Here is a 24,781-nt window from a genome sequence, read left to right on the forward strand (position 1 = left end):
TTCGCGATCTCCCACAGCCCGTCCGGAACAATCCAACTCCACGTATCCCGCCCCATACCGACGTCAACGACGCCTCACCACGTAGGACACGGTCTTAAGCTTCCGGCGAGTCGGGCAGTCTGTGGACCTGCCCGTTGCAGCACGACGTTAGGGGGCTGGGCAGCGCGGACTCGTTGCGCCAGCACTTGGTCCGGCGGGTCGGGCTGACCCCGACTGCTTACCGGCGATCCTTCACTCGCCTGTCAGAACACCAGGAGCCCGTCGTTCGGTGAGTTCAGCTCGCGGGGTCCGCACCGTGATCCTGACCAGGCTCTCGCCCGCTTCCACCGTCTCGGCCGACACCGACGACAGGTGCGGCAGTAGATCCGTCAACTCGACATCACACGCCCCCACCCTGCCCCAACGAGCCGCCTGGCCGAGCCGAAACCGCGCAACCGATCAACGCCTACGAGAATCTTGGAAGACCCGTTCCTTTGACAGACCCGGCGTCAGGCGAGGAAGCCGGTCAGGGTGGTAATGAACCAGTCGGGGTCTTCTTCGGCGACGAAATGTCCGGTGGTTGCGACGGCACCTCGCACATCATCCGCGTGGAGGGCGAGGGCCTCGGCAGTGTTGGTGCCGGAGCGCGTGCTGCCGACGGCCAGGACGGGCATGGGCAGCTTGCGCTGCGCGAGCAGGGCGCGGTTGTCGCGTCCGTCGTCGAGGAGGGTGCGGTAATGGGCGAAGCCTCCGCGCAGTCGCTCCCGGCCGGTGTATGCCTGGGCGTAGGTGGCCAGGTCGGCTTCGCTGAAGGTGCCGGGGTTGGACATGGCGGTGAACGTGGCGGTGAAGAACTCCAGTTCGTGGCCGTCGAAAAGCATCTCCGGTATGTGAGGGGTCATGAAGAAGCCGAAATGCCACATGCCGCCCTCCGCCACATTCATCGCTTCTTCCAGGCCGAAGCCGGGCAGCGGGGCGTCGATGAGGACCAGATGGGAGATGTCTTCGGGGTGGGAGGCGGCCCAGGCCAGGGCGATCATCGAGCCGATGTCGTGGCCGGCCACCGCGACGGGACCCGCCAGGTTCAGGGCGTCAAGGACGCCCCGCATGTCGTCGGCCTGGTTGGTCTTGGCGTAGCCCTCTGCGGGGCGGTCGCTGTCTCCGGTGCCGCGCAGGTCAGGGGCGACGACCGTATGGGTGCGGGCGAGCACCGGCATGACCCGGGCCCAAGCGCGGGAGGTCTGGGGCCAGCCGTGGAGGAGGACTAGGACGGGGCCGCTGCCTCCGACCGCGACCGAAAGGTGCGTGTCGTTGGTGGCGATGCGCTTGATGGTGAAGCCGTCGGGAAGCCAGTCAGCTGTGCTCACGGCACATTTCCTTTCATCGCTGGGATGTTCTGCGGATTGCTCTTTCGTGGGCGGTCGCACCCTGGCGGGCTGAGATCCGGGCGATGGCCTTGCCGATCCCCGAAGTGGCTCCAGTCACCAGCGCCGTGCGGCCCTGCAGAACTCGCTGCTGCTCATGCGATAGGTGTTCCGGATGGTCAGCGATCGCTGACCATACAAACTATGCATGAAAGATAGTCTGCTAGCAAGAACATCTGCTCGAAAGCGTACATGCTAAGCTGTGCGAATGAGTGCATCAACGTCCAACCAACCCGCTGGTGAGGCCGCCGAGCTGGCGCTGGACACGGACCTGGGCTGGGCGATACGCATGGTCTCCTCGGCGTTCCGCCGAGTCGCCACCGCATCCGTCGCCGACCTCCCCGGCGGCGCACGCGCCTACCTCGTCCTAGTCGCCCTCTCCGGCGGCGAACCGCCCTCCCAGCTGGCCCTCGCCAAAGCCGTGAGCCTCGACCGGACCGTGATGACCTACCTTCTCGACGACCTCGAAGCCCACGACCTGGTTACTCGCAAACCCGACCCCCGCGACCGCCGCGCCCGACAGGTCCTGCTCACCGACACCGGACGCACCCGCCTGAACGAGGTACGACAGAAGATCGCCACAGCCGAAGCGAAGCTGCTCGTAGACCTCGACGAACACGACAACCTTCAGCTGCGCACCCTGCTCGCCCGCGTCGCCCGCACCGCGCAGGCCGACACCACCGTGACCGACGCCGACTGCTGACACCAGCGTCCGCCGCTGGTAGCGCACGGTCAGACCGACCCGGCACTTTTGGGCAGGTCCGCGTTCTCGCAGTACTGTCGACCGGCTTGTGGGCGATCTCCGAGGCCTTCACCGGCAGGTGCTCTGTGCTGGCTCCTGGGGTTGCGGCCGGGACGTTCGGTTGGGACGCCGTGGTAGGGGCCGGTGCGGTGGCGGTGACGGCGCAGAGGGCGAGGGAGATCGCGGCGAGGCCGCGGGCAAGAACGTTGATCACGAGTAGTGGTGATAGTGCCCGGGTGCCGGCGGCGATGCCGGATGGGCGGATGAACCAGTCGCGTGAGTGAAGGACTTCACCGCGAGAACGCCCCCAGCCGTCCGTACATCGACCGAGACGTCCTCGCCCGGCAGATCGCCCGCGAGGAGGAGCAACGCCGCGCCCTGGCCGCCTCTCCGGACGGCTGGGACGCGGTGGGCGGGGGAGCACCGGCGTAGCGCTGGACGTGCGCCCGGAGGCTCAGGCGGGTGTGGGCGCGGGTGCCGGGCGCAGGGAGGCGAGCGGTGAGCGTCTGCCTTTTCCTGTGGTCGGCCTCCACCACGACAGTCCGGCCCGGTCTGGAGTGGCACCCGGGCGGGTGATTTTCAGGGCCTCGTCCGTCCCGACTTCAGGGGCCCCTGGTGGGGATTGGTGGTGGCTGTGTCGGGGCGCCCGGGCACGGATTGGCCCACTCTCCGCTGGTGACTGGCGGCAGTGCGGTGGGCGGGGATCGGGTCGGTCAGGTCGTGCGCGGCGCGTGGGTCGGTGCGTATGCCCTGCGACGGGTGGAAGTAACTCCCGTTTCGTGGGCTTGTCGGAGTGAGGTAAGGGCATCTGGTGGCCAGGAGGTTGATGACAATGGTTCCCCTGCTTCTGGTTCTTCTGCTGGCTCTGATCCTGTTCGGTGCGGGTTTCGCGCTGAAGGCGCTGTGGTGGATCGCGGTGATCGTGCTGGTCGTGTGGCTGCTGGGCTTCGTCGTGCGCACGGCGGACAGCGGCGGCCGCAAGGGTCGCTGGTACCGCTGGTAGACGACCAGCATCAGCACACCCGGCGCGAGGAATGCGCCACACGTGATAGGTGAGTGGGGCCCGGCCGAATACGGCCGGGCCCCACTCACGTAACACGGCGTCCTGGGGGAGCGGTGGGGAGAGATCGGGCGTATCGGACGCAGGGCAGGGTAGGTGAGTGGCGCAGCGGCCCCGCAGGCCCAGCAGTGGAACCCTGCACCTCCTGCCTGCGGGGCCGCTGCGCACCTCGGCCTCGCGAGCAAGGGGTGGCTCTCCTGGCCTGGCAGGCGAGCCCCTGTCCAAGCACCACAAGGCCGGCTCATTCGTCAGGTTAAGGTGTCGGTCGCCGGGTCTCGATGCGGGGCGCCTCAGGTGCGAGCCTCTGGTTCAATGCGTGCTCGTTGAGGTGGACGGAGCAGTGACATGATTGACCGAGATGCCCTCACCGGTCTGATCCGCTTCATTCCGCCGCCGGTCGGAGCGGGGGTGATGGTCGACTGGGATACTGTGCAAGAGGCCTGGGGGTTGGTGTTCCCTTCGGACTTCAAGAGGTTCCTCGCTTACTACGGTAAGTGCCTGTCGGGCCTGGATCTCGGTGTGCTGGTTCCTTCCACCGTGACTCCTGAGACGTGTGACGAGCCGGGCGCCCCGAAGGGGGGCATGGGGTTCATCACCGCGGACGCACGAGCCATCTGGGTGGATACCGAACCCACCGGTATGAATGCAGCAGCCGAGGATCTGGTGACCTGGGGAGCGGATGGCAGTGCCGACCTGTACTGCTGGCTCGCCCGCGGCAGACCCGAGGACTGGCCGGTCGTGCTCTTCAGTCACGGCGACGACACCTGGACGCGTTTCGACTGCGGCATGACGGCGTTCCAGGGTGTTGAGCGCAGATGGCCGGGTCGAGGCCATGAAGGGTTCCGCTCCGTGGGGCGCGGGCTTGCGCAGGTTCTGATGACATCGGCCGGCACAACGACCGTTCGCAGCCACACTGCACGCCTCACGGACGCACCGGAAGGCCATCGACGTGGTCGTCCGCACCGTCGTGGGTGATGTCATCCGTGCCGTCGGCCGCCTCGCAGGTGGCGCAGCGCGGCTTTGGCCGCGTGGTGGCCGCACATGCCGTGCACGCCGGCGCCCGGGGGAGTGGCCGCCGAGCACAGGAACACCCCGGGCACTCCGGTGCGGTACGGGTCGCGTGCCGGACGGGGGCGCAGGAGCAGTTGGGCGGGTGTGTTCGCGCCGGTGCGGATGTCCCCGCCCACGTGGTTGGCGTTCTTCTCCGACAGCCGCCTGGGGCCGAACGCGGACAGTCCCACCACCCGCTCCCGGAATCCAGGTGCGAAGCGCTCGATCTGCGCGAGCACGGCCGCCGTGCCGTCCCCGTCGTATCCGTGCGGCACATGGGCGTACGCGTACACGGGGTGCACACCGTCGCGGGAGCGTCCCGGATCGGCCAGGTACTGCTGGCCGACCAGGACGAACGGCCGGGACGGCATGCGGCCGTGCACGATCTGCGATTCCGCGTCCCGGATCTCCTCCAGGGTGCCGCCCAGATGCACGGTGCCCGCCCGCCCGCACACCGGGTCGCTCCAGGGGACGCCGCCCTCGACCGCCAGGTCCACCTTGAACGCGGCGGGACCGTGTCGCCAGCGCTCGTACGCCCGCCGCACCGGGGCCGGCATGCGGTCGCCCAGCAGGCGCGCGGCGGCCAGGGGCGCCAGGTCCAGCAGAGTGACGCAGGCGGGCGGAAGATCGGCCGCCGACGTGACGCGCACCCCGGTCACGACGGTGCCACCGAGTTCGCTCAGCAGCGACGCCGTGGCCTCGACGATGCTGCGTGAGCCACCCCGGGCGACGGGCCAGCCAAAGCGGTGCCCGGCCAGGACGTGCGCCAGGCCGATCGCGCTACTGAAGGGGAGGTCCAGCCGCGAGATGGTGTGCGCAGCGGCCCCGGCGAACAGGGCACGGGCACCCGCGGTGCGCCGGCGCCGGGCCAGGACCATGGCCGGGAGGGCCGCGGCCAGCCCGAAGCGGGCGTAGGACACCGGGTGGGCGGGCAGCCGGAGGGCCGGCGCGAGGATGTCCTCGGTGAGGCCCTCGAACGACCGGGCGGCCGGGGCGAACATCCGGTACCAGCTGGCTGCGTCCGGGCCGAGCCGGGCGGCGGTGCGTGCGACGTCCCGTTCCAGTACGGCGGCCGGGGCGTCATCCAGCGGGTGAGCGAGGTCAACCTCGGACCAGGCCCATCGCAGGCCGTGGCGTTCGAGGTCCAGGGACCGCAAGAACGGCGAGGCCGCACCCATGGGATGGACGGCCGCGCAGTGGTCGTGCAGGAGTCCGGGCACCGTCACCTCGCCGCTGCGGCACCCGCCGCCGATCTCGTCGTTGGCCTCGAGCACCGTGACCCGCACCCCCTCCAGGGCCAGCGTCACCGCTGCGGCCAGACCATTTGGACCCGCGCCCACGACGACCGCATCAGCCACCAGCCGCCACCCCGTTCCCTCCCCTTCGCCGACCAACACCGCGGCACAGTATCTCAGTTGGGTTGCGGCGCCGACCGCCCGACGCGGTCGCCGTGCGGAAGGGCAGCTCGCTCCCGAAGTCCCGCCGGCCTCCCACAGAGCCGGTTGCCGCCTCACGTCAGGCGGGGTTCCTTTGCGAGTAGTTCTGCGACCCGCTGGGCGGCCTCGTCAGCGCCATGCGGCGGTGGAACCACCTACGCGCCGAAGGCATGTCTTCTGGAGGCGATCAGTACGTTAGATGTGCGCCTGAGGTGCGCACCGGGTGCTCAGTGGCGCGGCGGCTACGGCAGCGTCACACGAAGGGGGACGACGACGCCCCGCCGATTGGTGTTCCGGCGGGGCGGTCGTGGGCAAGGTGTCGCTTTCGTCGGCGAGGTGCCGGTGGTTTCAGTCCACTGCGGGCGGCACGCGTGTGGCGTGGTGGTAATACATCCGCCAGTCTGCGGTTTGATCCCTCTTGCGCCAGATTGAACTGTGCCTGGTCCTGCGTTCGCCGAGCATGGTCTCGAAGGTTAGGTGCACCAGACCCGGCGCGAGCAGCACTCCGGAGATCTCCGAGGGCTCGTAGCGAGGACCATCTGCCGAACTGCCCGCGTGGTCAGCCAGTTCGGCGAGCATCTCCTCATACGTCCATCGCCGCCCCGACCCGCCGACCTCCACGAACTCCGGGTCGAGAAGCTGCGCGGCGCGTTCCCGCGAGGCTCGGACACGCGGATCCATGAGCTGCAACTCGCCCGCGATCGCCTGGTTCACATCGTCTGTTGCACCGTCCATGGACGTATCTTCACCGGACTCACGGTTTCTGTCGCAACCCATTGCGGGTGCGGGCCTGCGCTCAGCCGGCGGCGGCAATGGGGGCCGGGACGTCGTGGTGAGTAACGGCGTGCAGGGTCAGCCGTCCCGGAGGAAGGCTTCGGCCTGGTGGCGCAGGGACTCGGGGGCGGTGGACCAGGCCGGGGTGTGCATCATCTCGTGCAGCTTGACCTTCTTAACCTCGCGGGGGGCGTCCGTGCGCAGGCCGAGGTGGGGCCACAGCTGGTCGAGGTCCTCATAGGGAAGGTTCCACGAGACGCCGATGCCCGACTCGGCGGAGGCGGGCGGCGCGGGCACGACGTGGACCTCGTCGGCGGTGGCGGCGGGGGTGATCTCGACGAGGGTGAGGCCCAGCCGTTCGACGGCGTCACGGAGCAGCACCCGGTGGCCCTCGACGGTGTCGGCGGAGGGTGGCTCCCCGTCGAAGAACAGGGCGAGCACCCAGCCGGACTCGCCGAGGCGGGCGAGGTCCAGAACAAGGCGGGTGCCCGTGTCATCGGTGAAGGAGCGGTGCGCGACGCTCTTCGCCGCGCCGGGGCCATCGGTGCGGGGAGTCTCTTTGAGCCGGAGTGCGCCGATCAGCCCTTGTAGCCGGTCGGGGGAGAGCTCTCCGTGGGAGAGCACCCGGAGTGCGGGCCAGAGCATGTCGGAGTTCCCTTTCAAGTGTCCTCAAGCTACGGACGGGTGACGCCGGGACGCCGGTGTGCGCTCGGCCGACCATCAAGTTTCAAGCTATTCCTTTCAAGATCGCCCATCAAGGTGAGCGATTGTCGGCCGTGCGGCGCGAAGACGGCCTCGGCGTCCAGGACGCCCGGGGCGCGTGATCACCGGGTGCGGTCCAACTCATGACCGGCCGTGCGTTCCGGTGGCCATCTGTTCTGACCGCCTATACCGCGCTCCCCAGGCTCAGTCGTGATCGAATGCTTCGCCGCGGGTGCGCGTCATGGCGCTGGTCAACGCGGACAGCTCCAGGGCGCGCTGCTGGCCGCGAGGGTGGCGAAGGCGTGGGCTGAGGTGGACGGGGTGCATTCTGCTCGCCGTACGGCAGCCAGGTTTCCGACCGCTCGCCCTCCCCACTCGCCATACGGTCGCCGAGGGTGTACGCCACGCGCACTAATTACGTACGTTCCGCCGCCGTGCCGGCCACGCAGCGACCGCACAGCCGCCTGCTCTCGGCCGTTTTATAGGCGCTTTCCGGCATTCCGGCCGGCGACCATCGCAGGAGGCGGGATCATGGCGGTGCCGTTCCTTTCCGTGGAGGAGTGAACACGAGGGGCAAGCACGACAAACCGCCGGCGGACCCGAGTACTGGTAATCCACCGCCTGGCAACAGCGACGGACAGGTGCCCCCTCCTCCGCCCAGTGACGGCAAGCACAAGAAGTAGGCCCGTGATGGTGGGCACCGTATCCGACCTGGACGGACCGCAGCGGTCCCTGGCCGCTGCCATGGACCAGCGGGGCGACTGGCCCGAACGCTCCGCCTGGATCCGCGACGCCGTCGACGCCCTGCCCCGGCACCGGTTCGCCCCGCAACGCGTCTGGCGATGGGACGGGCACGCCTATATACCGGTCGACCACGGGCACGATCCGGCCGGCTGGGCGAACGAGGTGTATGCCGGGCCGGACGCGACGACCGTCACCCAGGTCACCGACGGACTGCCGACATCGAGCCTGTCCTGCCAGGCCGTGGTGGTCGACATGCTGGACTCACTCCTGCTCGAGCCCGGCCACCGAGTGCTGGAGCTGGGCACGGGCAACGGCTGGAACGCCGCCCTGCTGGACTGGCGAGCCGGCCCGGGCCTCACCGTCAGCGTGGAGACGGACCCCGATCTCGCCGAGACAGCACGCCGGGCACTGGCCGCAGCGGGCGTCAAAGTGGACGTGCAGGTCGGTGACGGCACCCAGGGTTGGGCGCTCAAGGCCCCCTACGACCGGGTCATCGCGACTTACGCCGTCGAGCGGATCCCGTGGGCCTGGGTTGAGCAGGTGAAACCGGGCGGACGGATCGTCACCCCGTGGGGCCGCCTGGGACACGTGGCGCTGACCGTCGCCGACGACGGCCGCTCCGCCACCGGATGGGTACAGGGACTGGCACAGTTCATGCCCGACCGCCGCACCCTGCACGCCGAACCCGGCTTCACCCAGGTACGCGCCGGCAGCGAGCCGGACCGGGAGCAGCCTTTCGTCCGCGACCTCGCCCCGCTCCGGGACAACGCGCACCTGCGGTTCGCGCTGCGCGTCGCTCTGCCCGATCTCAGGATCGACCTTGCGGAGGACGCTGACGGGCTCAACGCCTGGATCCACGATGCCCGGCAGTCCTGGGCCGTGCTCTCGGCCGTCGGCAGCGGCCGGACGATCGCCCTCCAGGGCGGCCCCCGCAGACTGGCCGACGAGCTGGAGGCAGCCTGGAAAGCGTGGCTGGAGCAGGGTGCGCCTGACCTGTACGACTTCGGGATGACCGTCACGGACAGCGGTACCGCCCAGTACATGTGGGTCAACGATTTCCACAGAGGGCTCCGCTGGCCGGTCACCTGAAGCACCCGTCCGCCCCTGTCGATGGGGACGGCCGCTCGGCGTGATCCTGTCCGTGTGTGAGGTGGAGAACCCAACAGCTGGTGCACTGCTCCCGTCCGCCGCAGTGCGCGCATCCTGCGCCGGATTTCCGGGAGTGTTTTACATGGTGAGCGGCTGTTGTTGCGGTTGTTCGAAGAGGCCGATGAGTGGGTCGATCTCTTCGATGTCGGTCCCGTGCTCCGGCATTCAGGTAGTCGTGAAGGCCTCGGGCGCAGTCCGCGTGGCTGCCGGTGAGTGTCGACTCCTGGATCCAGGACGGTGGAAGGAGGGCACTGACCTCTAGGCTTCCCCTTCATGTGCGGGATCGCGGGATACGTGCGGCCGGAGGACCGGCCTGGGCAACGACGGCATCAGCTGTCCTGCCGAATGCGGCTCTGCTGCTTGCGGCGCCGGCGCAGCTCGCGTTGGGCCTGGGCGCGGGCACACTCGCGGGTGCAGTACTTGACGCCGCTGGTGCGGTTCTGGCCGTACTCGGCACGGCCCCGCTGACGGACGAAGGCCCGCTGGCACGTCTCGTTCGCGCACTCACGGATCGTGGCGTTCTCCGCCATGTGGTTGTACAGCTGCAGGAACACCACAGACAGGATGGTGGGGTATCGATCGTTCAGGCCGCCGATACCAATGCTGAACGGCTTCAGCGCGGCATTCAGCTCGCTCCTCAGACTCGCGAGTCTCAGGTCGAGGACCAGCTCTCGCAGCTGGTCCAGATCACGCGGCCAGAGTTCTTCCGTGTGGGCGTTGTCAGCGCGCGTCTGTGCGAGCTGCTCCTCTGTGACCTCAGGCTCGACGAGGGCATCGAGTCCATCCTCAGACTGCAGAGCGAGCCAGGTGGCGATCGCTGCCTGTGCTTCGGAGACGAAGAGGGTGGCCAACTCGCCGTGGAGTGACCACGGTAGTCCGCTCGGGTGCTCCCGCTCAGCGAGGTCCTTCAGGCGCTCGTAGACGTCAGTGTCCCAGCTGCCGGTGGTGAGACTGCCGCCCAGCCCACCGTACGCGCGCATCATCGCAGCGATGGCATCGAGATCGCTCGCGTTGAGCTCCATGAATTCGCGCAGGTAGAAGTCCTCCGGCAGAGGAACCGTCCGCTCGGTGCCGAGCTGCTGAGGAAGCCAGAGGATCCATCCGTCCTCAGCCCAGGCCTCATCAAAGGGCGTCAGTTCCGGCGCGGGGACCGGGACTCCAGGCCAAAGCGTAGGACGAAACCGTGGGTCAACGTATGCCGCCATCGGGACACCCTATCCACTATCGTCGTAGCACGTAAAGGTGCTTCTTCGTATCACGCACATCCGCTTGGACGACCTGGAGGGGACCAATGGCGACCTGGACGGAACGCAAGGCAATAGGGGAACACCACGAACTGCACGTCGCACGAGCCCTTCAGGAACGAGGCTGGACTGTCCAACGATGCGGCCAAGGTACCTACTCGCCCACCATCCAAAACGCCCTGCGCACCACCCAGTCAACCCTGCGCCAGTTCCCCGACCTCATCGCAGCCCGTGGCACCGAGCTCGTCACCATCGACGCCAAAGACCGCATGCCCAGCACCGACACCGGCCGGTACGCCCTCAGCACCCGCACCATCCACGCCGGCCTGCTCTTCACCGCCAGCCACGCGCCAACCCCCCTCTTCTACGTACTCGGGGACATGCGCGTCCTCACCCCTGCCGAAGTCCTCCACTACACCGTTCACGCACTGCGCCACAGGAGCGGGGCCTACCACCTCGTCAGCAGCCGCCAAGCACACCACTTCGACGAGGTCTTCGGAGCCTCCACCCAGCCGGGCCTCAGATCGACGCACCAGCAGCGTGTAGGCGCGTGAGCTCACCCCTCAGCGAACCATTGCCGGTCAGCTGCAGGCCCTCGGCCTGAGCGCGACCCACCAGCTCGTCGATCAATTGATCATCCATGGCCTTCACCGACACAGCCTTCGTGGGCTCGGCGGTCTCGGACTCGGACACGTTCTTACCTGGGAAGTCCGGCCGTTGAGCCGACGGGCCGCCCGCGTTACTGCGGAAGAACGCCGGCGGGAGCGAGGTCAGGCCGCGCCCCGATGTGACGTCGGCTGCCTGGTCCGGGCCTTGCGCGGTGGCCGCCGACCGCATCGTGATGCACGCCAGTTGTTTCGCTGCTGGCGTCACCGGTCACGGTGAGTCAACACAGTGCGGGCGGCAGCAGCCTTGTCCTTCTCGTCGGTGAGGGCAAAAAGACTCATCAGCACACTGGCTGCCGTGATGTGCTCCAGCTGGTCCACGAGGGCTCGGTAGTACTGAGCGAGCGCGGCCCGCAGCGACGCGTCGCTGTCGGCGACGGCTTCCATACCCGTGCGCAGGCCCGTAAGAACGAACGGAAGTGAAGACGCCGTGACCCACGGCTGGGTGAGGATCTGCCAGATGAGGACCTGGAGGTTACGCCGCCGGTGTGAGGGGAGCGTGGTGGCGCGGTGAAGCCCCGCGTAGGCGGCGCTGAGCCAGTCCGCGGCCTCGTGCGGCAGGGAATTGATGACCCGGGAAGCGGCATCGAGAACGAAATCCGATGCCGCCTGCGCATCGGACCAGGCGGTGGGCCGCGAGATGGCGACGGCTACCGCCTTGGCTTGCCAGCCATCTGCATGCGCCGCGACGCGGTAGAGCTCGGCGGAGAACGGAATGTCCACGAAGTAGTTCCGCAGCAGCTCGGCCTGGACGACGAGGTTCTCCTCGGACGTCAGCATGCCGCCGCTCACACAGGCATCCAGCAGGGTCAAAGTCCCGAATGCGGCCACGCCCTGGGTCCGTGCCACAGTGCGCAGGACCCGGTCGTCGCACCACAGAACGAGGGAGTGCTCCTTGGCGTAGTCGACAGCTGTCAGCCATGCCGTGTCGCGCGCCCTGGTCAGCCGCGGCAGGCTGCGCAGCTCAGGCCGTGACACCCGAGGGGTGGACTGCATGATCTCCACCAGGCGCGCTGCGGTGGACCGGAGCGCTGCCAGCTCTTCGGGTGTGGAGAGCAGCACAGTGGCCTCGGTGCTGTGTTCGTCCCACGCCAGGGTCATGTCGGACCGAAGAGTGATGGACTCCCTGGCGCGCAGTGCGTCAGCCCACAGCTGGTCGGTCGTTGTGACTTCCTGCAGGTGACCGACGAGTTGTTCGGACACCCCCGGTTCCAGCTGGGCGAGTGTGGCGGCGGCACTGGTGTCCAGGACCACCCGCCCGCTGAGCGCTGCCTGTACCGCTTCCGTCTCTGCCGGGTGGACGGGGATGTCAGCGGCGTACACGACCGGCCGTCCGGCGGTGCGACGTATGCAGATTTCGGCGTAGGTCCGCCCTGCGGCCAGCGACAGCAGCCCAACGGGTAGTTCGCCACCTGCGACCTTTTCGCGAACCTCCTTGGTGTGTTCATGCGCGCTCCGCAGTTCTCCGGTGAGATTTTCCAAGGGATTGCCCGGCGGTCCTACCGAGACTGCACGGAAGACCATGCTGGCGGGGAAACGCTCTAGATAGCTTTCGGTAGCAGCCCGAAGCTGGTCTGCGTCCTGCTGTGGCAGCAGGCTCGCCGGTTTCGCTGCCCGCGAGTGCAGCGCGCCCAAGAGCAGGCCAAGGAGCTCCTCATCGTTCGGCCAGCGCTGCATCAAGGACAGGGCGCGGCCGGTGAAGTGCGCATCCTCGGAGAAAGCAGCGCCCAGACCGATCCACAACAGGGCCTCGTCCCGGCTGCGGGGCTCCAGGGGCGTGCCTTGCTCGGTCAGGGTCTGCCAGGCCTGCTCGGGCATGGCACGAGCCGCGTAGCACCGGACCAGCGCCCACCGGGCATCACTATCCAGCGGGTCGAGAGCGAGGAGCTGCAACGCGGCGTTCGTCGCCTTGTCCATGCGCCCGTCGGCCGACTCGACCTCGACGAGCAGGGCATACATGCGTCCGCTCGCCCCGCCCAGTCGGCCCCTGCCATCCGCAGTGCGGCTTCTGCGCATTCGCGGCCGGACGCGTATGCCCCGGACTGGCGGAAGAGTCCTGCGGCCATAGCCATCAGACGGACATCACGCCAGTGATCGGCACCGTTCCGCAGTGTCTGGGCCGCCAGCTGAATCTCACCACCGCGGTGGTAGCGCTGAGCCAGCTTGAGAACGATCAGTGGGCTCCGGGTGACGTTGGCACGCAGCACGGCCAGTCCGTCGCCGCCGGAACTGCCCCTGAGAGCCCGAGCCAGCAACTCGATCTCCGCGACCGCTTCAGGAAAAGAGGCAGCGAGGTGCTTCAGGTCCGGGAGGTCAGCACCCGCCTCGGCCAGACCCATGGCTGCGCCCAGCTGCTCCTGCTCAGATCGCGCGGCCTCCCACACCCGCAGCCACAGCCCCCTCACCTGAGTGTTCTCCGTATCACCGCCCCGGCGTACCTCTGCGATCAGCGCCGTGATGTGCGCCTTGGCGAACGCATCGGTCATTCCCTCCAGCAGTTCCTCCGCTTTCTGCTCCCGGCCGGAGAGAGCAGCAACGAGAGCGGTCTGCTCGTGCAGCCTGTCGTCGGCCGCCTCGCGGGGCAGGGCGTCACCCTCCGGCGATGGCTGGGTCAGGCGCCACGCCATCGCCAAGTCTCCACACAACACGGCCGCCTGCACGGCCAGAACGGCCGCCTCAGTGCTGTCCCCGTACCAGGCGCGACGGCTGTTCCTGGCCCGGACCGACACCGCCAGGGCCTCCTGAGCATCAGCCAGCCGGGCAGGAGTACGGCCGTGCACAGCGCGCTGCAACAGCGCCGCGGACAAGCGGACGGAGATGCAGGATCAGCGACGAGGACGGTCCCGCCGGTCCCGACCTGCCCCGCCGGCACAACGGTCTGATCGAGGTGGAAGGCGGCATCGCCACCGTCCATACCGGCATCCACACCGGCGACGCCGACCGGCATGCTCTGCTCCACCCGGACACCCCCGCGCACTGGACCACGCACCTCGCCAAACGCCACCGCATCCTGGCCCGCTCCCTGGCCGACCGCGGCCACACCCTCGCTACCAACCCGCCCGCCTGGGCCGCCCCCTGGGCCACCCCCGCTTGCCACCGCACCCAGGCGCCGCCACGCCTGGGCCACCACGGCCGCCCTGGTGGAACTGTGGCGCACCCGCCACGCCATCACCTCCGTGCCCGGACTGGGCCCGCGCCCCGACACCCCGCACGATGCCGCGCCGTGGGACGACCTGGACGCCCGCGTCCGGGCCCTGACCGGCCGGCGTCGCCCGCTGACCCTCCCGCCGCCCGACGCACCCGCCTCCGTCGTGATCGCCGCCGCCCTCAGCCACCTCGATGCGCCCCGCCCGCCGGGCCCCTGCCCGACCACCCGGCCCTGCGCGACCCCTTCGCCGTCGCACCCCTTACCTACGGCGCGCTCGACGCCCGCGCAGCGCGGCGCGCCTTGGCCGCCGTTCTCGCCGGCGAACGCCTGCCGGAGCCCTGGATGGAGGAGATCACCGCTCCCGGAGCCGACGGCGAGGACGAGGACGAGCAGCGCACCTACACCAAGCTGCTGACCGCCGTCAGCGACTACCGGCGCCGCCATCACCGGGCGGGCCCCGACATCCTGGGACCCCGCTCGGCGGGCCTGGACGGTGAGGAGTGGGACCACCTCACCGACGCCATCGCACGCGTCCAATGCCGCCTGGAACAGATGAGGGCCCGTGCCGTGGCCGAACGAGCCGCCCTCCTGCCTCCCACCTCGCCACTGCGCCAGGAGCAGGACCTGGACACCGGGCAGCCCGGACGGGGGCCACCGCGCCGATAACGCGCGGACCGCCTACGGTCATCAGCCGCCCAGTCCCGGGCAAAGAGGTCAGCTACGCTGCGCGAGGGGACACGACTTCACCAGGGGGCCAGAAGTGGGCGTAGGCGCGGACGGATCGAAGAAAAACCGCAAAGACCCGCTGCCCAGCGTCGCCCGCAAGCTGTGGGCGTTCTCCGGGAACGTATGCGCCTGGGGCGATCCGAACTGCACAACACGACTGGTCACCGACGAGGGCGCCTGGGTCGGAAAGGTCGCCCACATCATCGGCGCGGAACCCGGAAGCGCCCGTCACGAAGCCTGGGACGGCAACGACGTCGAGGACCTGCGCCCGAGAAATCAGCCGACTTCGAGCTGGCGCTGCGCCGCTTTTCCACCGACCGGGAGACACTGCGAAGTGTCTGCCGCGAGCTGGAGTCAGCACAGATGGTCTATCTCCACGCCGACGAATGGGACGAGGAGCGCGGGCAACTCTCCCTCATGTCCGGAGCGCTCGAAGGCCTGGACGAGATGTGGGAGGACCTGCGGACATTCTGCTCCGACGAAGAGATCGACCTCGCGGACATCCTCGTCGACCTGAACTTCGCCCTCCTGGACTGAGCCCAAGCCCTGCAGACGGCCACGCCCAGATGGCCAAGTCGACCGCCGCAGCACGCTGGGACACACCAGGTAATCCCAGACCCAGCCTCCGGGCCGATGCTGTCGACGAACGGCAGCTGGATGCTCCACCGGCAACCGGCTGGCACGTACTACACCTACAAGCCAACCCCATTACTACGAACGGACGGCCCTGCGTGACGACCGCGCACCCTGTAACCCCTATCGAGCGCGTCCCGGGGCGGGCCTGGACGGTCCGCCTCACCGGCTACGCCGACCGCTCCGCCACCGTCTCCTGCAGCAACACGGCCTGCAAGATGCCTGCGAGGTCCAAGGACCTGGTGGCCCTGCGCAGGTTCGCCGCCCAGCACGCCGCCGCCCACGCGAAGGCCGCCAGCCCCCGCCCCAACGCCTGGTGCCACTGCGGCTCCCAGCGGTGCGAGGCACACCCGGACACCCGGACGCACTGCGCCGGGACCGTGGTGCTGGTCCTGCGTCACGACCCCACCGTGGGCCGCGTCTGGAACATCGAAGAAGTCTGCGCGGCCTGCGCCCCGCTGCTCGCGCACACCACCGTCGTCGCCCGCGCGGCCAGACCCACGCGCGGCAGCGAACAGCCTCCCACGCCAGTGCCGGCCGCCCGGACGGGCGTTCCAGGCGGCTTCTCTTCAGCTGCAGCCGGCCCGGCGGAAGCCGCGGCCGCGCCTCGACGCAGGCCTGCCCGCGCCTCCCAGCGGCCTCACCGCCGGGGCACGAGCAGCGGACGCTGAGCGCTGCCCACCCGGACAACCAGTGGCACGGCAGAGCCAGGCGACGTGCAGGGACGCGAAGAGCACGCTCAGTGGATCTGCCCCGGACGTTCCCCCTGCCGCACCTTGCCGCGTCGCGCACCCTCGACCCGGGGCCCGGGCTGGCATGAGGGACCGACGAGACGCGTTCCGCCGGGCGGGACGTTCCGCCCGATGCCCATCTGGCTATTCCCGCCTTACGGGCCAGGCCCGGAAGGTCAGCCGCCGCACCCGCCGTGCACGGGCATGCCGCCGCCAGCCGCCGTCCCCGGGCCGCGCGGCGCCCCCGACGCCGAGCAGAAGGTCCCCCATGAGCGAAGAACCCACCCCCGCCTCCGACGATCCGCACCTGGCTGAGTGAGCGAGGAGCGGACGCGTACGCGCTGGCCTGGGTGAGCGAAGAGACAGGCGCCGTCGGCGTGGGTACTGCCCCGGCACCCACGGTGGGGGAGACCGGGATCGCCGGCCCCGGCGCCGATCTGACTTTCGCACGCTTGCAGCAAACCCGGCATGGCGCTGTCTGCTCCTGCCTGCTGACACAGCCGTCCGGGCGGAGCCGGCCGCGAATCCCACCGTGCGGGGCCGGGATGGGCCGTCCCGGTCCCGCACCGTGTACCCGGTGAGGGCAACACGCGGACTACCTGGCCAGGACACCACGCCTGCCGGTCTGCCGCGATCAAGACACTGGCACTTTCGTCTTGGCCGCCTCGCAGCAGCCCACGACCGGCGGCGGGCCGGGCATGCACCTTCCCCTCGGCGGACCGGGGTTGATGCTCCTATTGATCGTCAAGGCATGGAGGCGGTTGGTGCGCCGTAGGGTGGTCGGGTGCGGTACTTGGCAGAGTCGTTCATCCTTGGGTCCTTGCGGCGGGGCCGTCCGGTCGAGCAGTTTCTTGGGCCGTGCGGCTCGTCAGAGCGTCCGGGTGTGCGCTATGTAGAGGTTCGCCCGACGAAGACGTCTTATGAGGTCTATCTCCATACGGTCGAGGACGCCGGCAGCGAAGGCTTCCTGGACCTGGGCGAGTTTCCGCCGTTGGACCCCGATGACGAGGGCGGCGAGTTCGGTCAGCTTCTGGGCATGGCTGAGGACCCGTTGACCGCGCTGATCGCTGCCGAACAGCGCTCTGGAGCCGAGCGCGGTCGGTGGGTCAACGAGAACGTCGTCCAGGATGAGTACGGCGACTTCGTTCGCGCGGGACGGCCGCCGGGGGCTTCCCCTGACGGTCATCCGTGGTCTGCCGTGCCAGGCGATCTATGAACCCGGGTGGGGGATCAGGCGGCTCGGAGCCAGTCCCGGTAAGCGTCGTGAGCGAGGTCATCGTCTCGGCGGATCCCGCGTTCGAGAGCGGAGACAGCGGCCGGCCACTCCGAAGTGGCCAGCTGCGGCGGTAAGAGTGATGTTCTTGGACTGTCGCAGAGGTCGCAGGTCGGCGATGGCGGGAACGGCGACCGGGGTGGTCAAACACCGGAACAAACCAGGTCATGCGCCTGCCCGCACCGCACGGCACACCCAGCCCGGGGCCGGGGCTGTCGCACACCGCTGTACATCCGGGACCCGGCAGGCCGGCCGCCGCGCCGTGACCCCGGAGGGACGCCCGTCGTTGTACCGGCTGGTGCCGCCCCTTACCCGCGCTGTGACGGTGCCCGGCCGAGTGCCGCGTCAGCCCACGACTGACGCGGACAGGTAGGCCCCAGACGCGCCGCGTCGCTCACAGCGCCTCGCCCCGTGGTGGTCACGCCATCCAGCAGGCGCCGGATCGTGGGACCGGCCGGAAGGACGGCACGGCCATGACCTCCACCCACCCGCGCAAGCGGCCGCAGCGGCGCAGCGAGATCCCCCACGGCCCGCAGCAGGACGAGGGCCTGCAGCAGATCCGCGACCCTGCCGCCCGCGCCCACCCCCTGCACCGTCGATCCCACCCCCCGCCCGGCGGGCGACGAGGTGCCACCGGAACTGCTGGCCCTGGTCACCCACCACTGCCGCCGCATCAACGCCTACCTCGCCCGCGCCCAGCACCTGCAGACCCTGCACGGCGACAGCATGAAGCAGTGGCAGCGCCTGGTCCTGTACGCCCTGACCGACGCCCTCGCCCACAACCACCTCCTCGTCGGCACCCTCGCCGCCTACCTCCAGCGCCAGGACCTCGACGCCGACCTGCTGCGCCGCTACCTGCAGTCCCCCGACCCTGACCGCTACATCACCCGTGAGGCCGTCCAGCACCTCGACGGCCTCACAGGCGCCGTGCCCGAGGAGGCGGCCGAGCCGGTCTGGATGACCGTCGGGCGGCACATCGCCCGCGACGGCGGCTGACACCGCCCATCTCCTGTGCGTGCTGGCGCACGGCATCGGCAGGCTTCGCGTTCAGCAGCCGTCACCGCGTGACGACTACGGGCGCTGTACGTGATAAGACCGAGGCGCCGCTAGGCTGCCGACCGTGACAAGGCGACAGTCTCCCCGGCCTGCGGGCTCCATGTCCCTCTGTGCCATCTGCAAGAAGCCCATCGGTACAGCCGCGCAGACGAAGTCCCGGTCTGGGAAGGTCTGCCACGAGGCGTGCTTGCAGAAGGCGAAGGCTGCGGGCGCGGGCGGCGCGAGCAACCAGCCGCCCGCGCCGCGCCAGCCGATCGTGTCTCGGCGTGACCGCCCGGACAAGTCGTCCAAGAAGCCGTCGCGGCCGAAGTTGCAGATGCCCACCCTTGCGCAGATCCTGCGGGTGTCGTGCCCCGCGTGTCAGGCTTCACCCGGTACGGCGTGCACTCTCCGCGGCGGCCACCAGGCCCGTGTCGAGGCGTACCGCGCGGTTGCGGGCGAGTTGAAGGGCAAGGCGCAGGCGCAGAAGAACGCTCGTCGTTCACAGCGCGGGCCTGGTCCCGTCGAGGTGACCCGTGTCGCCCCGGCGGCGGTTCCGCCGCCTCGGCCGAAGCAAGCCACCGCTTCGCCGTTCCAGAGCCAGCCGGTCCGGTTGCAGACGTGCCCGCGGTGCGAGAAGCCGATCGGGCCCCGCGATCCCGTGGCACCCACAGAGGAAGGGCGCTTGGGCCATTATCGGTGCGTCACGGGGCACGGCTTCGACGGCGGCAAGGCCCTCATCGAATCGGGTGAGACGTTCCGTGCGCGGCGGTCGTCCGGATGGCGCCTCGGGGGATCTCCGTCCAGCACGGGCGAGATCAAGCGGTAGCTGTCATGGCGGTGCCCCCACCCTCCACGGACATCAGGGAAGGTGGTGCCACAACGCCATGTTGAAACCGACGTTGGGCCGTCCTCCCTCTGCGCGCCAGCCGGACGTGCACGAACGCTACGCCCCGCTGCTCGCGACGCCGTACCCGAGTGGGAGTACAGCGTGCACGGCCTGCTCCTCGCCAACCAGGAGCGCCCGAGCCCGCCGCTTACTGCCCGTTCAATGCTTACCGGGCCGCAGAGGGTGTTTCCTTGTCCGCCCCTGGGCCGGTCGGCTCGGCGCCGTCTCCCTGCGGCTGCGAACGTTCGGATCGTCTCCCCGCCATGCCCCCGCACCGCTGATACCGGGGATCTGCTCCGCCCAGCCTGGGGAGAGGCTGAGGGCTAAGAGGCGAAGGTAGTCGGCCTGGAGGGTGTGGCCTCGTTCCTCGAGGACGTCGGGATCCCGGCCCGCACAGCGCGCAGATTGATGCCGAGTTCCGTGGCCGCACCGTCCAGGTCCCGGCCGTGCCGGAGAGCGGTGATGAGCCGGTTGGCCTGGCGGCCGGTGAGCGGGGCGGGGTCGGTCATGCCCGCACCCTACGGGCGCAACGTCATGTCACCCCCACGCTCAGGTGTCCGGAGAAGCGCCGCATCGGGACTGCGGGCGGCGCGACATCGGTCAGTAGTGGATGTTCCAGCCCAGTGCCTCGGCGACGACCTGGAGACCCACTTCCAGGGTGAAGCAGACCCCTAGATCGTGGGCGTCAAGACTGCTGCCGAGCTGGCGGAAGTGGCCGGCCAGCGTGCCCGGCTCGAAGGAGTCGGACAGCACGTGCCAGGACGGGCGATGTCCCGGGCGTTCCTGCTCCTGGGTCGCCAGGGCGACCGCGTAGGCGATCACCGCGGGCCACAGCTGCTCAACGAGGTAGTCCCGGCCGTCCTCGCCGGACTCCTGCTCCAACTCTTCGGCCAGCTGGGCGCGGAAGTGCTCCCGCAGGTCCGGGTGGGCCGCTTCGACGGCCTCGACCACCCTCGTCAGGCCGGCCCCGGCACCCAGGCCGTCCAGGGCAGCCGGACGCGAGTGCGGGGGCAGCCAGATCCACAACTGGCTCAGATCCGACCAGTGCGAGCCCGGGACCGCCAGGACACCGGCATCGTTGAGACGCTCGACGAAGGCCGTGCCGCCCGCGCAGGCCAGGAGCGCGGCCACCGCCGCCCACCCCGCGGGCATGGCCAGTTCCTCGGACCACAGGTGGTCGATGTCGTAGGCCAGACGCACAGGGTCGTACCCGCCGAACAGGTCACCGTCGAAGACGCAGGAGGGGCACACGGTCAGCACCTGCGCCGCGGTGGGCGCCAGCAGGTACCGCGCCGGGTAACTGTCACCGCAGATCGCGCACTGCGCGTCGTTGACCAGCTTCGCGATCTCGCTCTCCCGCGCGCGGGCCACCGCGGCCGACACCTGGCTCACCAGCTCCGGCGCAGGTGTGTCGCCCGGCACCTCAAGGACCATCGCTTCGCCGGTATTGAGGCTGATGGGCGGGGCGATGAAGGTGAACTCGGGAGTAATCGTCAGGTCATGGCGTTCGGCGTCGTCGGGGTGAGCGTCCATATCCGTCGTGCCGGGGCGGGAGAGCAGGGACCACACCGGCCCGGCGTACGAGGACCACTGCCCCCCTTCGGGGAAGCCATCGTTCTCCGTCGGCCAGCCGGCCTGGTGGAACGCCTGAACCGCGCTGCGCTGCACATCGGCGGTGAGGATGGCCCGGGAGCCTTCCGCGTGCAGTCGGGCCGTACGGGCGTATCCGCCCTCGCCCGCCGCAGCCCGGACGGCCTGCTTGCGTGCACGATTACGCGTCATGATGGTCTCGTCTTCGGCGCAGCCCCACGTCCCACGCCTGGTACGCATCACGTGCAGGCAGAAGGTGTTCACCCGTGAGATTCGCAGAACCTTGTCCACCAGGCCGCGGGCCACGTGGGGGCCCGTAGACGGGAGTCGGGCGATCACGGTCGCCGCGACGAGAATAGCGCGGCGAGTCCCCAGTGCTCAACGCCCTTGGAGACAGGAGCCGTCCCAGCGCCAGAGGCCCGAAGCGACCTCATGGGCGCGCCGGCGTCTGTGGGCGGACAGGGCTGGTGATCCGGTCGTCGAGCGCCCGACGTCAGGCGAGGGCGTTGCGGAGGTAGGCGGGCAGTGCCTGGCGGACGGCCGGGTCGGCTTCCCAGCCGGGGGCGGCGAGTTGGTCGGCAGTGATGACGACGTCCCGGCTATGGTCGGTGCGGACGACGACGCGGAACGTTTCGCCCCTACTGTCCCGGGCGGCCAGGTAGGCGGCCAGGACAGACCGGCCCAGCTCGGCGGGGTGAGCGCCGGTGGTCGCCCGGCCGAAGTCCTTGCAGATCCACACGCCGCTGAACTGCTCGTGCATCAGGATCTCCCACCGCACGCAGGCGGCCACGTCGTCGCGTAACACCACGCGATCATGCCCCCACCAGCCAGCCTCTCGTACCGCTACCTGCGAGTACTGGCCAGAAAACGCGCCTTGCGCACCGGGACGAGGGCGGCTGGCACCGGCCAGGTTCGCCCGCCACCGACGCGGCCCCGGCGAGCGGGGCGGGGGTCAAAGCGGCTTACCTGTGGCCTCTATGCCGTCCGCACCGCGCCGCACGGCGGTCGCGCAGGTAGCCCGAGCCGATGACCTACCGGGCATCTCGGCTCGGGCATGAGCCTCAGGTGGGCTGGATGTCCAATGCCCTCTTTGCCTGCTTGCGGAAGTGGTCGCAAAGCCTCCTGTAAGAGTGGACCTCACTGCGGAGAAAGTCCTTCTCGATGGCACTGCCCCCCGCAGCGGCTTCCTGTGCGGCTTCCTTGGCAAAGAGTTGAGGACCCGCGATCAGACGGTGCGCCGACTCGATGATCCCGAGAGCCGCTTCTGCGATATCGGGCGGCCCCTCCAAGTCGACACGATCAAACGCCGTCGTCAAAGTGTGCAGGCGTTCGGGAGCCTTCTCGTGCCAGTCGCTGCTGGGCTCGGCAGGGAAGGGGGACCAGAGCGTGTCTGCCCAGGTCGCTATCTCCTCCAGTGCCTCGTTCTCCAGATCGATGCCCGTAATCTGACGGGCCACGTAGTCGCGATCTTCGGCGCGAAACAACTCCTCCGTCAGGTGTAAGAACCCTCGTGCGGCGTCGATGAAAGCCAGGTAGGCGTCCTTGCGGCGCTCGTGTGTCCAGTTGTCGCGCTGGGCCTGCTGTTGTCTGCGCTGGTTGCTGATGGTGGCCCAGAGTGCGCCGGAGAGTCCGACGAGCGCCGCTAAGAGTGCGCCCGACGCTGTGATCAGGGAGCTATGCATCTCCGCATTGTGCGGGTTGAGGCAAGCGGTGGGCGATAGTTCCCCCATCTGATGCGACACTGCGGAACGCCTTTTACTGCTTCACCCTCGGCCTGCTCGTCACCGCCATCCAGTCGGTCTTCCCTCAGGGAATCCGCCACCGGCTCGCCTGGTTGGCACGCCCGCTGGAACCATCAGCAGCGGAGCGGCACCCGCCCCAGGCCCGCCAGACGACACGGGCAGGCCCCCGCCCCTGACCTCGATACCTCCGACCGCCATGGTGAGTGACCGTCCACCAGCGCCGTCCCGCACGCCCAGGCCGCTGGTGTCATAGCGGCTCACTAGGAGGACGACGCCATCTGGGCCGGGCTCGGCAGACCACCGCGCTGGGCAGGTCAGCGAGTTCCCCGGCTGAGGGGAGTGCTGTACGGCAACTGCGCCTGGACGCGCCCGACCGAAAGGTCTTCTCCGCCCTACAGCGCGCCCGAGATGCTCGCCGCGCTGCGCTACGCCCGCCGTCACCGCCGGCACAGCACGGTGCCCCCTCAAGATCCGGCACCTCCTGGGCAGCCAGGGAGCCAAGGCAGATATCGCGACCACCTCCACCCGGCCCAGTCGCTCCCCGCTCGGGCGGCCGGCGGATGCCCGAGCGGGCTCGCAGCGGCGGTTCGGGGTGATTTCGGCCGTCTCATCGGTGATTTCTGGTCTCCGGCCGACAGCGGCGGCAGGGGTCGCCATCATGGCCCTGCCGTCAGTTGCGCTGCGAGGAAACGATGGGCAAGCACGAGAAGCCACCTGCCGATCCGAGCTCCGGTAACCCGCCGCCCGGTAACAGCGACGGTCAGGTCCCCCCGCCTCCGCCCAGCGACGGCAAGCACAAGAAGTAGGCCAGCACGGTGGTGATCACGTCCGACGTCGACAGCCTCCGCTGGTCCGTGGCCGCCGCCATGGATCAGCGGGGCGACTGGCCGCAGCGCTCCGCCTGGATCCGCGAGGCCGTTGACGAACTACCCCGGCACCTGTTCGCCCCCCAGCGCCTGTGGCGGTGGGACGGGCACGCCTACGTGCCGGTGGACCAGAGCAGTGATCCGGCCGGCTGGGCGAGCGAGGTGTATCCCGGGCCCGATACGGCGACCGTCACCCAGCTCACGGACCAACTGCCGACATCCAGCCTGTCCAGCCAGGCCGTGGTGGTCGACATGCTGGACTCACTGCTGCTCGAACCCGGCCACCGCGTGCTGGAGCTGGGCACGGGCAACGGATGGAACGCCGCCCTGTTGAACTGGCGGGCCCGCCCCGGACAGGTCGTCAGTGTCGAGGCGGACCCCGCTCTGGCCGAGACGGCGCGCACGGCACTGGCCGAAGCCGGCGCCACGGTGGACGCGCGGGTCGGCGACGGAAACCAGGGATGGGCAACCACGGCCCCCTACGACCGGGTGATCGCCACCTACGCCGTCGAACGGATCCCGTGGGCGTGGGTCGAGCAGACGAAGCCGGGCGGGCGGATCGTCACCCCGTGGGGCCGGCTCGGACACGTCGCGCTGATCGTTGCCGACGACGCCCGGTCCGCGACCGGATGGGTGCAAGGCCTGGCCCAGTTCATGCCCGACCGCCGCACCCTCGGCGCCGAGCCCGGCTTCAGCCAGGTGAGGACCCGCAGTGAACCGGTCGGGGAGCGGGCCTTCCTCCGTGACCTCGCCCCTCTCCAGGACGACGTCCATCTGCGGTTCGCGCTGCGCGTCGCTCTGCCATACCTCCGAATGACCCTCGCCCGGGACGCGGACGGCCTGAACGCCTGGATCCACGACACCGAGCGGTCCTGGACCGTGCTCTCGGCCCTCGGTGACGGCCGCACGGTCGCCACCCAAGGCGGCCCCCGCCGCCTGGCCGACGAACTGGAAGAGGCCTGGGACACGTAGCTGGCTCTGGACAGGCCCTCCCTGTACGACTTCGGGATGACCGTAACGGACAGCGGTGCGACCCAGTACATGTGGGCCAACGACGCTGACAGGGGTCCCCGTTGGTCGATCACCTAGGCGCTGTTTCTCGGATCATGTGCGGAGCCAGATGATGAGTGCTGCGACGGTGACGGTGCCGAGGTAGGTGTAGGCCCGTTTCTCGTAGCG

At 69.4% G+C, this 24,781-nt stretch carries 23 protein-coding genes and 1 pseudogene; 13 read left to right on the forward strand and 11 right to left on the reverse strand.

All coding sequences use genetic code 11. From position 1 onward, the window contains the following. Nucleotides 1-152 precede the first annotated feature (152 nt). Nucleotides 153-272: pseudogene (locus tag ACZ6CZ_RS35740) on the forward strand (AraC family transcriptional regulator); the annotation flags it as partial. A gap of 216 nt (nt 273-488) precedes the next feature. On the opposite strand, the gene ACZ6CZ_RS35745 reads toward ACZ6CZ_RS35740, so the two are convergent. Continuing rightward, a complete protein-coding gene (locus ACZ6CZ_RS35745; protein ID WP_469029833.1) occupies nt 489-1,346 on the reverse strand; it encodes an alpha/beta fold hydrolase in 858 nt (285 codons plus the stop codon). Between the two features lie 265 nt (nt 1,347-1,611). On the opposite strand from ACZ6CZ_RS35745, the gene ACZ6CZ_RS35750 reads away from it, so the two are divergent. The 4 genes from ACZ6CZ_RS35750 to ACZ6CZ_RS35765 all read left to right on the forward strand — a co-directional run bounded on the left by ACZ6CZ_RS35750 (nt 1,612) and on the right by ACZ6CZ_RS35765 (nt 4,180). Beyond that, nucleotides 1,612-2,106 carry a MarR family winged helix-turn-helix transcriptional regulator gene (locus tag ACZ6CZ_RS35750; RefSeq protein ID WP_469029835.1) on the forward strand — a complete coding sequence of 165 codons (495 nt, stop codon included), beginning with the start codon at nt 1,612-1,614 and terminating at the stop codon, nt 2,104-2,106. 315 nt (nt 2,107-2,421) lie between these two features. Then, the gene (locus tag ACZ6CZ_RS35755; protein WP_469029838.1) at nt 2,422-2,577 is read left to right on the forward strand and encodes a hypothetical protein; all 156 of its coding nucleotides are present in this window, start codon (nt 2,422-2,424) and stop codon (nt 2,575-2,577) included. A 400-nt stretch (nt 2,578-2,977) separates the two neighbouring features. Next, nucleotides 2,978-3,148, forward strand: a complete 171-nt coding sequence (locus tag ACZ6CZ_RS35760; protein ID WP_011113206.1) for a DUF5670 family protein — start codon at nt 2,978-2,980, stop codon at nt 3,146-3,148. A gap of 402 nt (nt 3,149-3,550) precedes the next feature. Beyond that, a complete protein-coding gene (locus ACZ6CZ_RS35765; RefSeq protein WP_469029840.1) occupies nt 3,551-4,180 on the forward strand; it encodes an SMI1/KNR4 family protein in 630 nt (209 codons plus the stop codon). A gap of 2 nt (nt 4,181-4,182) precedes the next feature. Here the strand turns inward: ACZ6CZ_RS35765 and ACZ6CZ_RS35770 are convergent, their stop codons facing one another. The 3 genes from ACZ6CZ_RS35770 to ACZ6CZ_RS35780 all read right to left on the reverse strand — a co-directional run bounded on the left by ACZ6CZ_RS35770 (nt 4,183) and on the right by ACZ6CZ_RS35780 (nt 7,110). Further along, a complete protein-coding gene (locus ACZ6CZ_RS35770; protein ID WP_469029843.1) occupies nt 4,183-5,613 on the reverse strand; it encodes a phytoene desaturase family protein in 1,431 nt (476 codons plus the stop codon). 426 nt (nt 5,614-6,039) lie between these two features. Continuing rightward, nucleotides 6,040-6,426 (reverse strand): nuclear transport factor 2 family protein, encoded by a 387-nt coding sequence (locus ACZ6CZ_RS35775; protein ID WP_469029845.1) that lies wholly within the window; start codon nt 6,424-6,426, stop codon nt 6,040-6,042. A 117-nt stretch (nt 6,427-6,543) separates the two neighbouring features. Beyond that, nucleotides 6,544-7,110 carry a hypothetical protein gene (locus tag ACZ6CZ_RS35780; RefSeq protein WP_469029848.1) on the reverse strand — a complete coding sequence of 189 codons (567 nt, stop codon included), beginning with the start codon at nt 7,108-7,110 and terminating at the stop codon, nt 6,544-6,546. Between the two features lie 747 nt (nt 7,111-7,857). Between ACZ6CZ_RS35780 and ACZ6CZ_RS35785 the strand changes: the two genes are divergently transcribed. Then, nucleotides 7,858-9,000, forward strand: a complete 1,143-nt coding sequence (locus ACZ6CZ_RS35785) for a methyltransferase domain-containing protein (RefSeq protein ID WP_469029851.1) — start codon at nt 7,858-7,860, stop codon at nt 8,998-9,000. A 389-nt stretch (nt 9,001-9,389) separates the two neighbouring features. Here ACZ6CZ_RS35785 and ACZ6CZ_RS35790 read toward each other — a convergent pair whose 3' ends face one another. Further along, nucleotides 9,390-10,265: a hypothetical protein gene (locus ACZ6CZ_RS35790; RefSeq protein WP_469029853.1), complete on the reverse strand. Its 876-nt coding sequence runs from the start codon at nt 10,263-10,265 to the stop codon at nt 9,390-9,392. An 86-nt stretch (nt 10,266-10,351) separates the two neighbouring features. Here ACZ6CZ_RS35790 and ACZ6CZ_RS35795 point away from each other — a divergent pair, with 86 nt between their 5' ends. Then, the gene (locus ACZ6CZ_RS35795) at nt 10,352-10,858 is read left to right on the forward strand and encodes a hypothetical protein (protein WP_469029855.1); all 507 of its coding nucleotides are present in this window, start codon (nt 10,352-10,354) and stop codon (nt 10,856-10,858) included. Here the strand turns inward: ACZ6CZ_RS35795 and ACZ6CZ_RS35800 are convergent. Then, nucleotides 10,824-11,177 carry a hypothetical protein gene (locus ACZ6CZ_RS35800; protein WP_469029856.1) on the reverse strand — a complete coding sequence of 118 codons (354 nt, stop codon included), beginning with the start codon at nt 11,175-11,177 and terminating at the stop codon, nt 10,824-10,826. The two genes, ACZ6CZ_RS35795 and ACZ6CZ_RS35800, sit on opposite strands and share 35 nt — an antisense overlap. Then, nucleotides 11,174-12,928, reverse strand: a complete 1,755-nt coding sequence (locus ACZ6CZ_RS35805; RefSeq protein ID WP_469029858.1) for a PIN domain-containing protein — start codon at nt 12,926-12,928, stop codon at nt 11,174-11,176. The genes ACZ6CZ_RS35800 and ACZ6CZ_RS35805 overlap by 4 nt, the downstream gene beginning before the upstream one ends. Nucleotides 12,929-14,459: 1,531 nt before the next feature. On the opposite strand from ACZ6CZ_RS35805, the gene ACZ6CZ_RS35810 reads away from it, so the two are divergent. The 5 genes from ACZ6CZ_RS35810 (at nt 14,460) to ACZ6CZ_RS35830 (ending at nt 18,476) form a co-directional block, all read left to right on the forward strand. Continuing rightward, entirely contained in the window at nt 14,460-14,783 is a 324-nt protein-coding gene (locus ACZ6CZ_RS35810; RefSeq protein ID WP_469029860.1) for a hypothetical protein, read from the forward strand. Nucleotides 14,784-15,206: 423 nt separating this feature from the next. Next, nucleotides 15,207-15,380 carry a hypothetical protein gene (locus ACZ6CZ_RS35815; RefSeq protein ID WP_469029862.1) on the forward strand — a complete coding sequence of 58 codons (174 nt, stop codon included), beginning with the start codon at nt 15,207-15,209 and terminating at the stop codon, nt 15,378-15,380. A gap of 194 nt (nt 15,381-15,574) precedes the next feature. Next, nucleotides 15,575-16,147: a hypothetical protein gene (locus tag ACZ6CZ_RS35820; protein WP_469029864.1), complete on the forward strand. Its 573-nt coding sequence runs from the start codon at nt 15,575-15,577 to the stop codon at nt 16,145-16,147. Between the two features lie 943 nt (nt 16,148-17,090). Further along, nucleotides 17,091-17,423: a hypothetical protein gene (locus ACZ6CZ_RS35825; protein ID WP_469029867.1), complete on the forward strand. Its 333-nt coding sequence runs from the start codon at nt 17,091-17,093 to the stop codon at nt 17,421-17,423. A gap of 684 nt (nt 17,424-18,107) precedes the next feature. After that, the gene (locus ACZ6CZ_RS35830; RefSeq protein WP_469029869.1) at nt 18,108-18,476 is read left to right on the forward strand and encodes a hypothetical protein; all 369 of its coding nucleotides are present in this window, start codon (nt 18,108-18,110) and stop codon (nt 18,474-18,476) included. A gap of 1,251 nt (nt 18,477-19,727) precedes the next feature. On the opposite strand, the gene ACZ6CZ_RS35835 is transcribed toward ACZ6CZ_RS35830, so the two are convergent. The 4 genes from ACZ6CZ_RS35835 to ACZ6CZ_RS35850 form a co-directional block, all read right to left on the reverse strand. Then, a complete protein-coding gene (locus ACZ6CZ_RS35835) occupies nt 19,728-19,913 on the reverse strand; it encodes a hypothetical protein (protein ID WP_469029872.1) in 186 nt (61 codons plus the stop codon). Between the two features lie 91 nt (nt 19,914-20,004). Continuing rightward, nucleotides 20,005-21,186: a hypothetical protein gene (locus ACZ6CZ_RS35840; RefSeq protein ID WP_469029874.1), complete on the reverse strand. Its 1,182-nt coding sequence runs from the start codon at nt 21,184-21,186 to the stop codon at nt 20,005-20,007. A 301-nt stretch (nt 21,187-21,487) separates the two neighbouring features. Then, nucleotides 21,488-21,799 carry a hypothetical protein gene (locus ACZ6CZ_RS35845; protein ID WP_469029876.1) on the reverse strand — a complete coding sequence of 104 codons (312 nt, stop codon included), beginning with the start codon at nt 21,797-21,799 and terminating at the stop codon, nt 21,488-21,490. A 256-nt stretch (nt 21,800-22,055) separates the two neighbouring features. After that, entirely contained in the window at nt 22,056-22,676 is a 621-nt protein-coding gene (locus ACZ6CZ_RS35850) for a hypothetical protein (RefSeq protein WP_469029879.1), read from the reverse strand. A gap of 875 nt (nt 22,677-23,551) precedes the next feature. Between ACZ6CZ_RS35850 and ACZ6CZ_RS35855 the strand changes: the two genes are divergently transcribed. Then, entirely contained in the window at nt 23,552-24,574 is a 1,023-nt protein-coding gene (locus tag ACZ6CZ_RS35855; RefSeq protein WP_469029881.1) for a methyltransferase domain-containing protein, read from the forward strand. Nucleotides 24,575-24,781 lie beyond the last annotated feature (207 nt).

It is taken from the genome of Streptomyces sp. NPDC041135, assembly GCF_055592085.1.

Coding starts and splice junctions, on each gene's coding strand:
- ACZ6CZ_RS35785 (WP_469029851.1), top strand. CDS start 7,858: ATGGTGGGCACCGTATCCGACCTGGACGGACCGCAGCGGTCCCTGGCC.
- ACZ6CZ_RS35765 (WP_469029840.1), top strand. CDS start 3,551: ATGATTGACCGAGATGCCCTCACCGGTCTGATCCGCTTCATTCCGCCG.
- ACZ6CZ_RS35750 (WP_469029835.1), top strand. CDS start 1,612: ATGAGTGCATCAACGTCCAACCAACCCGCTGGTGAGGCCGCCGAGCTG.
- ACZ6CZ_RS35790 (WP_469029853.1), bottom strand. CDS start 10,265: ATGGCGGCATACGTTGACCCACGGTTTCGTCCTACGCTTTGGCCTGGA.
- ACZ6CZ_RS35780 (WP_469029848.1), bottom strand. CDS start 7,110: ATGCTCTGGCCCGCACTCCGGGTGCTCTCCCACGGAGAGCTCTCCCCC.
- ACZ6CZ_RS35835 (WP_469029872.1), bottom strand. CDS start 19,913: ATGACCGACCCCGCCCCGCTCACCGGCCGCCAGGCCAACCGGCTCATC.
- ACZ6CZ_RS35760 (WP_011113206.1), top strand. CDS start 2,978: ATGGTTCCCCTGCTTCTGGTTCTTCTGCTGGCTCTGATCCTGTTCGGT.
- ACZ6CZ_RS35810 (WP_469029860.1), top strand. CDS start 14,460: ATGGAGGAGATCACCGCTCCCGGAGCCGACGGCGAGGACGAGGACGAG.
- ACZ6CZ_RS35805 (WP_469029858.1), bottom strand. CDS start 12,928: ATGTATGCCCTGCTCGTCGAGGTCGAGTCGGCCGACGGGCGCATGGAC.
- ACZ6CZ_RS35840 (WP_469029874.1), bottom strand. CDS start 21,186: ATGACGCGTAATCGTGCACGCAAGCAGGCCGTCCGGGCTGCGGCGGGC.
- ACZ6CZ_RS35775 (WP_469029845.1), bottom strand. CDS start 6,426: ATGGACGGTGCAACAGACGATGTGAACCAGGCGATCGCGGGCGAGTTG.
- ACZ6CZ_RS35795 (WP_469029855.1), top strand. CDS start 10,352: ATGGCGACCTGGACGGAACGCAAGGCAATAGGGGAACACCACGAACTG.
- ACZ6CZ_RS35850 (WP_469029879.1), bottom strand. CDS start 22,676: ATGCATAGCTCCCTGATCACAGCGTCGGGCGCACTCTTAGCGGCGCTC.
- ACZ6CZ_RS35815 (WP_469029862.1), top strand. CDS start 15,207: ATGGTCTATCTCCACGCCGACGAATGGGACGAGGAGCGCGGGCAACTC.